An 8,428-nucleotide genomic window follows, 5' to 3' on the forward strand; every position below is an offset into this window, starting at 1 on the left:
CGGCAAGGCTGCCGGTCCACCCATGACCGTCGCCGCCGGACGAGCCGGAGGTGACGGTCGGAGCACAGTATCTCGCCAACATTCGTTGGCACAATAGGAACTGTCTGTCAGCCTACCCGTCGTCCGGCGCGCCCGCCGGGTTGCCCGGTCCCTCCGCTTTCGCGGCCTGGAGCAGGCATGCGGCGGTGTGCCCGGCGGACGGCGGCAGCAGCGGCAGCGCCTCGCCGCGACAGCGCGCCGCGAGGTGCTCGTCGACCCCCGCCGCCGGTCCCTCGGCCAGCGCCGGGCAGCGCGGGTGGAACCGGCAGCCGGCCGGGATCGCGGTCGCGTCCGGCGGCTCCCCGCGCAGCACGACGGGCTCGAGGCGGCCGGTCTCCGGCACGACGGACAGCAGCGCCTGCGTGTACGGGTGCTGCGGGTCCGCGAGCACCTCCTCGGTCGGGCCCGCCTCGACGACCCGGCCGAGGTACATGACCGCGAGCCGGTCGGCGATGTTCCACGCGAGCCCGAGGTCGTGGGTCACGACGAGGACGCTCAGGCCGAGCTCGTCGCGCAGCCGCAGGAGCAGGGCGAGGATCGTGCCGCGCACCGAGGCGTCGAGGCTGCTCACCGGCTCGTCCGCGACGAGCAGCTCGGGGCCGACGGCGAGCGCGCCGGCGATGAGCACGCGCTGCCGCTGGCCGCCGGAGAGCTCGGCGGGGTAGCGGGCGACGAACCGCTCCGCAGGCCGCAGCCCGGCCCGCTCGAGCGCCTCGGCGACGAGGTCGTCCTCGCGGCGGCCGGTCTCGGCCGGGATGCGGTGGATGCGCAGCCCCTCGGCGACCGCCTCGTAGACGGTGCGCCTCGGGTTGAGCGAGCCCGTCGGGTCCTGCGGGACGAGCTGCACCCGGCGCCGCCACGCCCGCAGGTCCGCGCGCGACGTGCCGAGCTCGACGCCGTCCACGAGCACCCGCCCGGACGTCGGCCGCTGCAGACCGAGCACCGTCCGGGCCAGGGTCGTCTTGCCGCAGCCCGACTCACCGGCGAGCGCGACGATCTCGCCGCGCCGGACCTGCAGGTGCACGCCGTCGACGGCCCGCGCGGACGGCGCCCCGTGGCCGCCGAGGACGACGTGGACGTCCTCCAGCGCGAGCAACGGGCTGCCCTCCGGGGTCGCGCCGGCCGCTCCGGCCCCCGGGGTCGTCGCGGTCATCGCAGCCCCTCCGGGACGTCGCCGTCGGCGGCTGCCAGCGGGCCGCCGTCCTCGCCGACGAGCAGGCAGGCGGCCGACCGGCCCGGGCCCGCCGGGCGCAGCAGCGGGTCGCGGCGCTCGCAGGCGGCGACGGCCACGGTGCACCGCGGGTGGAAGCTGCAGCCGGTCGGTAGCGCCGCCGGGTCCGGCGGGTCGCCCGGCAGGCCGGCGGGGGAGCGCCGCCCGGCCGGGTCGCCGACCGTGGGGAACGCCGCCGCGAGCGCCTTGGCGTACGGGTGCCGGGCGTCGGTGAACAGGTCCCGGCCGGGGCCGGTCTCGACGATCCGCCCCGCGTACATCACGGCGACCCGGTCGCACGTCGACCCGAGCACGGACAGGTCGTGGCTGATGAGCAGCAGCCCGAGGCCGAGGTCCGCGACGAGCCCGGTGAGCAGGTCGAGCACCTGCGCCTGGACCATGACGTCGAGCGCCGTCGTCGGCTCGTCGGCGACGACGAGGCGCGGCGAGCAGGCGAGCGCCATCGCGATCATGACGCGCTGCCGCTGCCCGCCGGAGAGCTGGTGCGGGTAGGCGCGGACCCGGGACGCGGGCAGCCCGACCCGCTCGAGCAGGTCGGCGGCGCGGCGGCCGGCGGCGCCCCGCGTCGTCCCGGGCTCGTGCAGGAGCATCGGCTCGGCGATCTGGTCGCCGACCCGCTGGAGCGGGTTGAGCGAGTGCAGCGCGCCCTGGAAGACGACGGACGCCGCGGCCCAGCGGACGGCGCGCAGCCGGCCCCAGCGCATCGTCAGCACGTCCTCGTCGTCGAGGAGCACCTTGCCGGTGACCCGGGCACCCGCGGGCTGCAGCCGCAGCACGGTGCTCGCGAGCGTCGACTTGCCGCAGCCGGACTCGCCGGCCAGCCCCACGACCTCGCCCGCGCCGACGGTGAGGTCGACCCCGCGGACGGCGGGCACGTCGCCCTCGCCGCCGCGGTACGTGACGTGGAGGTCCTCCACCTGCAGGAGCGTCATGCCGACCTCCGCCGCGGGTCGAGGACCTCTTCGAGCGCCCGCCCGAGCAGGGTGAAGGCGAGCACGACGAGGACGACGCACACGCCCGGCGGCACGAGGTACCACCACGCGCCCGCGGTGATCGCCCCGGCGCCGAAGGCGTCGTCGAGGATCTTGCCCCACGAGACCGCGAACGGGTCGCCGAGGCCGAGGAACGACAGGGTCGTCTCGGAGGCGATCGCGACGGCCACCGTGAGCGTCGTGTTCGCCAGCACGAGCGGCATGACGTTGGGCAGCACGTGCCGGGTCATGAGGTGCCACTCGCCGGCGCCGAGCGCCCGTGAGCGCTCGACGTACGGCCGGGCCTCGATGGAGAGCGTCTGCGCGCGCACGAGCCGCGCCGTCGCGGGCCACGACGTGATCCCGATGACGACGACGACGTTGAGGATGCTCGACCCGAGCACCGTCGCGAGGACGATGACGAGCGGCAGGAACGGGATGACGAGGAACCAGTCCGTGAGCCGCTCCAGGACGGCGCCGAGCAGGTTGCGGAAGTGCCCGGAGGCGATCCCGACGAGGGTTCCGAGCACCATCGAGATGATCGTGGCGCTGATCCCGACGAGCAGCGAGATCCGCGCGCCCCACGCGACGAGCGCGAGCACCGAGATGCCGTACCGGTCGGTGCCGAACGGGTAGCCGGCGTACGGCGACGCGAGCTTGGGCTGCGTCGTCCGGGTCACCTCGAGCGTCTCGGCCGGGAAGAGCAGCGGGGCGAGGAGCGCGAGAACGACGAAGAACCCGAGGATCGCCAGGCCGGCGACGCCGCCGGGCTTGCGGAGCAGGTCACGGACGGCGCGGCGCAGCGCCGCCCGGCGGCGGGCGCGGGCGAGCGTGCGGGCGTCCTGCCGCCCGGTACGCTGCGTCCCGGCGGCCGCGCCGGTGCCCGGGCCGGCGTCCGCGCTCATGTCCGCACCCGCGGGTCGATGACGCCGTAGAGCAGGTCGGCGACGAGGTTGACGGCGATGACCGACAGCGAGAAGAGCAGGAAGAGCGCCTGGAGCAGCGGGATGTCCGGGCCGCGCAGCGCGTCGTAGGTGAGCAGCCCCAGCCCGGGCCAGGAGAAGACGGTCTCGACGGTGATGGCGCCGGAGACGACGAAGCCGATGTTGAGCAGCACGAGAGACGACGTCGGCAGCATCGCGTTGCGCAGCGCGTGCCGGCGGCGGACCTCGACGTCCTTGAGGCCCTTGGCCCGGGCGGTCGTCACGTAGTCGGCGTGCACCTCGTCGACGAGGCTCGCGCGCATGATGAGCGAGTACTCCGCGACGTAGCCGAGGACGATCGTCGTCGCGGGCAGCACGAGGTGCCGGCCGACGTCGAGCCAGCCCGCGGGCGTCGAGGTGTCGACGCCCGGCGTGGAGATGCCGCCGATCGGGAACAGCGCGGGCAGCGGCCCGATCCCGGTGCCGAAGGCGATGAGCAGGAGCATCCCGAGCCAGAACTCGGGCATCGCGTAGAGCAGCAGGGTCACCGCGGTCGAGCCGCGGTCGAAGCCCTGCCCGGGCCGCCAGCCGGCGCGGATGCCGATCCACAGCCCGACGGCGGTCGCGATGACGGTGGCCGTGCCGACGAGCAGGAGCGTCGGGCCGACCCGCTCGCCGATGAGGCCCCACACCGGGCGGCTGTACTTCACCGAGTCGACGCCGGTCGAGAACGGGTTCGACGCGTAGTCGAGGAACTGCTGCCAGATCGGCTTGTTGAGCTGGGCGCGCAGCGCCCGGATCTGGTCGGCGTCCATGTTGCGGCCGCGGGTGATGAGGCCGATCGGGTCGCCGGGCAGCAGCCGGAAGAGGAAGAAGTTCACGACGAGCACGAAGACGGCCGTGCCGGCGGCGGTCCCCGCCCGCCGCAGCGCGTACCGGCCCACGCGTCGTCCCCTTCTGCCTGGTGGTCCTGCCCTGGTGTCCTGCCGTCCCGTCGGTGCCGGACGCCGCTACTCGCGGTCGGCGTCCGTGCCGCGGCGGCGGGCCAGCAGGGCGCCGGCGCCACCGAGCAGCAGGACGGCGACCGCACCGATCCCGACGAGCGCGCCGGTGCCGAGGCCGGAGCCGGAGGCCGCCGATCCCGTGCCGGAGCCGTCGGCCGCCGCGGTCGCCTTCTTCCGCTCGATGTTGCGGTACGAGTACGTGCCGTACTGGAAGAGCAGGGCGCCGCCCTCGGGCTGGGCGACGAACCCGGTCCACTTGTCGCTGTACGCCTGGGTGTCGTCGTCGTACCAGGTGAGGATGTAGGGCGCGTCGTCGTAGAGCAGCTGCTGCATCTGCTTGACCGTCTCGGCGCGCTGCGCCGGGTCGATCTGGCTCGCCTGCTTCTCGTAGAGCGCGTCGTACTCCTTGTTGCAGTAGAAGGAGTCCGAGAGGTTGGCGAAGACGTCGCCGCCGTCCTTGTAGGAGCGGTTGGCGCACGTGAACGTCGAGAGCTGGTAGTCCGGGTCCGGCTCGACGACCCAGCCCCAGAGGAACATGTCGAACTCGCCGCGGCCGATGATCTCGGTGAGGTTGTCCTCGGCGAGGACCTTGATGTCGACGGCGACGCCGACGTCCTTGAACCAGCCCTGGATGAACCGTGCGGCCTGCTGCGACGGCTCGGACTCCTGCCGGGGGAACAGCCGCAGCTTCAGCGGCTTGCCGCCGCCGGGCATCGTCCGGACGCCGTCGGCGCCCTTGGCGTACCCGGCCTCGTCGAGCAGCTGGTTCGCCTTCGCGAGGTCGAACGTGTACGGGTTCGAGGGCTCCAGGTGCAGCGTCGAGTAGGCCGGCGGGATGATCGTCGTCCCCGGCGTGCCGTTCCCGTTGAGCACCCGGTCGACGAGCGCCTGCCGGTCGACGGCGTACGAGAGCGCCACCCGGACCTTCTTGTCCTTGAGCGCGGGGTGCCCGTCGCCGATGGCCGTCCCGTCGTCGAGCGCCGCACCGGTGTTGAAGGACAGCTCGCTGAAGCTGTAGTACTTCGCCGCGTAGGTGACGACGCCGGGCGTGTTCTTCAGCGACTGCCAGACGTCGGCGTCGAGCGCGTCGGCGAAGTCCACCTCGCCGCTCTTGAGGGCCTGGCCGAGGGCGTCGGCGTTGCCGTAGACCCGGAACACGAGCTCGTCGATCTTCGGGGCGCCGTTCCAGTAGCCCTTGTTCGCCGCGAGCCGGATGAACTGGCCGTTCTTGCGCTCGACGAGCCGGAAGGGGCCGGAGCCGACGACGTCGGTCTGGTTCGCGAACGACTTGACGTCCTTCGCCGAGATCTTGCTCCACACGTGCTCGGGCAGGATCGGGACCGCGAGCCGGGTCATGATCGGGGTCGGCACCTTGGTCGTCATGACGACGGTCGTGTCGTCGGGCGCCGTCACGGCGGTGATGTTCGCGACGTACGAGCCGTAGTTCGTCTGCTCGTACGTGCCCTTCATGATCCGGTTGAAGGTGTAGGCGACGTCCTTCGCGGTGAGCGGGACGCCGTCCGACCAGGTGACGCCGGAGCGGATCGTGTACGTCCACGTCTTGCCGTCGGCGGACGTCGTCCAGCTCTGCGCGAGCGCCGGGGTCGTGGAGAAGTCCTTCTCGCTCGTGCCGGTCAGGGTGTCGTACATCGTCCCCCAGACCTCGTAGGCCTCGGCGACGATGCCGGTGAAGGGGTTGAGCGAGTCGACGTCGTTGAGGATGCCGACGGTGAAGGTGCCCTCGCCCGCGGGGGCGCCCGTCGCGGTGACCGTCGGGGTCGTCGTGGCGGACGCCGGTGAGCCGCCCGCGGGGACGGCGCCGAGTGCCGCGAGGGCGAGGACGGCGACCGCCGCGAGCCGGCGCCGGGCGCGCTGCGGGGTGTCGGTGCGGCGCGCTCGGGCGGCGCCTGCGGAGCCGGTGCTGGCCATGCGTTCCTCCACGGGCGGTGCAGCCGGCCGCGCGGCCCCTCTGCTGCTGACCGGCGGGTCAGGAGCGCGCGGTGAAGTGGCTTTGTCTACTACACCGGCCCGGGTGCAGGGGAGGGCCGACACAAGATCCTTTCCTGATCGGTACACAGTGCTACGGTCCCGACATGGCCCTGTCGGCGCAGGATCCGCGCGATCGGGACCACACGGGGTCGATTCCGTCACCGCCCGTTGCGCCACGCCGACAGAGCGTTCACGATGCGCACGGCGTGCAACGGATCGATGACTACGCGTGGTTGCGTGACACCTCAGACCCGGAGACGCTCGCGTACCTGCGGGACGAGCGCGCGTTCTACGACGAGCAGACCGCGCGCCTGGCCGGCCTGAGGGCCGAGCTGGCCGCCGAGATGGAGTCCCGGACGCCGGCGCACTCGCCGGGTGTGCCGTGGCGCCGGTCGGGGCGGCAGTGGGCCTCGCGGACCCGGCCCGGTGACGAGTACGAGCACCTCGTGCTGCTCTCCTCGGCCGGTCCGGACGTCGTCGCGCTCGACCCGAACGAGATCGCCCGCGCCGAGGGCGCCGAGCACCTCGACCTCGGTGTCGTCGAGCCGAGCCCGGACGGCAGGCGGCTGGCGTACTCCGTCGACGTGAGCGGCGACGAGGCGTACGAGCTGCGCTTCCGTGACCTCGCGACCGGCGAGGACCTGCCCGACCGGGTGCCGGGCACGTACTACGGCGGTGCCTGGAGCGCGGACTCCGCAGCCTTCCACTACACCCTCGCCGACGAGCAGAACCGGCCCGACCGCGTCGTGCGGCACGTCCTCGGGACCCCTGTCGAGCAGGACGTCGTCCTCGTCACCGAGCCGGACCGCCGGTTCGAGCTCGAGGTCGCGGCGTCCCGCGACGGGCGCTGGGTCGTCGTGACGTCCGGCTCGCGGGACACCCGCGAGGTGACCCTGCTCGACGCCGCCGACCCGCAGGCCGCGCCGCGCGTCGTCGCCGCGCGCCGTCCGGGGGTCGAGTACGCCGTCGAGGCGCTGCCCGGCGGCTGGTTCGGCACCGGCGACGACCGGCTCCTCATCGTCACGAACGACGACGCCGTCGAGTTCCGGCTCGCCGAGGCGCCGGTCCCGAAGGCCGGCGAGACCGGCGACCCGTCGGCCTGGGTCACCGTGCCCGGGGCGGTCGCGCGGACCGGGGGCGAGCGGCTCGTCGACGTCGCCGTGCTCGCCGGGCACGTGCTGCTGTCGGTCCGGCGGGACGCCGAGCCGTTCCTGCGCGTCATGAGCCGCGCGTCCGCGCCCGGCCAGGTGTCACCCCGCGAGATCCACCCGCACCTGCCGTGCGGGCAGATCCGGGTGCACCGGCTCGAGGACCCGCGGGTCCGTGACGTCGTCGTCGTCGAGGAGAACCTCGTCACCGCCCCGGTCTGGTCGCGGGTGGACCTCGACTCCGGCGCCCGCACCGTCGTCCACCGCACCCCGGTCCCGGGCCTCGACCCGACCCGCTACGTCACCGAGCGGGTCTGGGGCACGGGCGCGGACGGCGTCCGCGTGCCGGTGACGATCGCCCGCCGCCGCGGAGCGCTCCAGCGTGCGACGAACGGTGCGCTGCTCTACGGCTACGGCGCGTACGAGGCCTGCTCGTGGCCCGAGTTCTCCGTCGCGACGCTCAGCCTGCTCGACCGCGACGTCTGCTACGCCGTCGCGCACGTGCGCGGCGGCGGCGAGCTGGGCCGTCGCTGGTGGCTCGACGGCCGGCTGCGGAGCAAGGCGAACACGTTCGACGACTTCGTCACCGCCCGGGCCGCGCTCGTCGAGTCGGGCTGGGCGGTGCCCGGCGAGATCGTCACCCGGGGCCTGTCGGCCGGCGGCCTGCTCCAGGGTGCGGTGTGGTCCCGGGCGCCGCAGCTGTGGCGGGGCGTCGTCGCCGAGGTCCCGTTCGTCGACGTCGTCACGACGATGTCCGACGACACGATCCCGCTGACCGTCACCGAGTGGGACGAGTGGGGCGACCCCGCCGACCGGGACGACTTCGCGTCGATGCTCTCCTGGTCGCCCTACGACAACGTGCCGCCGTCGCCCCGCCCCCCGCTGCTCGTCACCGGTGCGCTCCACGACCCGCGGGTGCTCGTCCACGAGCCGGCGAAGTGGGTCGCCCGGATCCGCGCGACCGACGACCCGCAGGCGCCGTCCGACGTGCTCTTCCGCGTCGAGCTCGGCGAGGGCGCGCACGCCGGCCCGACCGGCCGCTACGCCCGCCTGCGGTACGAGGCCGAGATCCTCGCCTGGGTGCTCGACCGCCTCGGCCTCGTACCGCAGGCGGGCGTAGCGG

6 protein-coding genes are annotated in these 8,428 nt (G+C 73.9%); 1 reads left to right on the top strand and 5 read right to left on the bottom strand.

The features are described from left to right. Positions 1-112 precede the first annotated feature (112 nt). From ECOMGDLI_RS30560 to ECOMGDLI_RS30580, 5 genes are all read right to left on the bottom strand, one after another. Entirely contained in the window at positions 113-1,192 is a 1,080-nt protein-coding gene (locus tag ECOMGDLI_RS30560) for an ABC transporter ATP-binding protein (protein ID WP_088320597.1), read from the bottom strand. Beyond that, positions 1,189-2,202 carry an ABC transporter ATP-binding protein gene (locus tag ECOMGDLI_RS30565; protein ID WP_088320598.1) on the bottom strand — a complete coding sequence of 338 codons (1,014 nt, stop codon included), beginning with the start codon at positions 2,200-2,202 and terminating at the stop codon, positions 1,189-1,191. Before ECOMGDLI_RS30565 ends, ECOMGDLI_RS30560 begins: the two co-directional genes overlap by 4 nt. Further along, the gene (locus tag ECOMGDLI_RS30570) at positions 2,199-3,146 is read right to left on the bottom strand and encodes an ABC transporter permease (protein ID WP_088320599.1); all 948 of its coding nucleotides are present in this window, start codon (positions 3,144-3,146) and stop codon (positions 2,199-2,201) included. The genes ECOMGDLI_RS30565 and ECOMGDLI_RS30570 overlap by 4 nt, the downstream gene beginning before the upstream one ends. After that, positions 3,143-4,108, bottom strand: coding sequence for an ABC transporter permease (locus tag ECOMGDLI_RS30575; protein WP_088320600.1), 966 nt, complete (start codon positions 4,106-4,108; stop codon positions 3,143-3,145). Before ECOMGDLI_RS30575 ends, ECOMGDLI_RS30570 begins: the two co-directional genes overlap by 4 nt. A gap of 66 nt (positions 4,109-4,174) precedes the next feature. Further along, a complete protein-coding gene (locus ECOMGDLI_RS30580; RefSeq protein ID WP_088320601.1) occupies positions 4,175-6,097 on the bottom strand; it encodes an ABC transporter substrate-binding protein in 1,923 nt (640 codons plus the stop codon). A 266-nt stretch (positions 6,098-6,363) separates the two neighbouring features. Here ECOMGDLI_RS30580 and ECOMGDLI_RS30585 point away from each other — a divergent pair. Next, the coding region (locus ECOMGDLI_RS30585; protein WP_088320602.1) for a prolyl oligopeptidase family serine peptidase at positions 6,364-8,428 on the top strand (2,065 nt) is incomplete at its 3' end.

Source organism: Kineosporia sp. R_H_3 (genome assembly GCF_002198675.1).
In the GTDB taxonomy this organism is placed as follows: domain Bacteria; phylum Actinomycetota; class Actinomycetes; order Actinomycetales; family Kineosporiaceae; genus R-H-3.

Coding starts and splice junctions, on each gene's coding strand:
- ECOMGDLI_RS30565 (WP_088320598.1), bottom strand. CDS start 2,202: ATGACGCTCCTGCAGGTGGAGGACCTCCACGTCACGTACCGCGGCGGC.
- ECOMGDLI_RS30560 (WP_088320597.1), bottom strand. CDS start 1,192: ATGACCGCGACGACCCCGGGGGCCGGAGCGGCCGGCGCGACCCCGGAG.
- ECOMGDLI_RS30580 (WP_088320601.1), bottom strand. CDS start 6,097: ATGGCCAGCACCGGCTCCGCAGGCGCCGCCCGAGCGCGCCGCACCGAC.
- ECOMGDLI_RS30570 (WP_088320599.1), bottom strand. CDS start 3,146: ATGAGCGCGGACGCCGGCCCGGGCACCGGCGCGGCCGCCGGGACGCAG.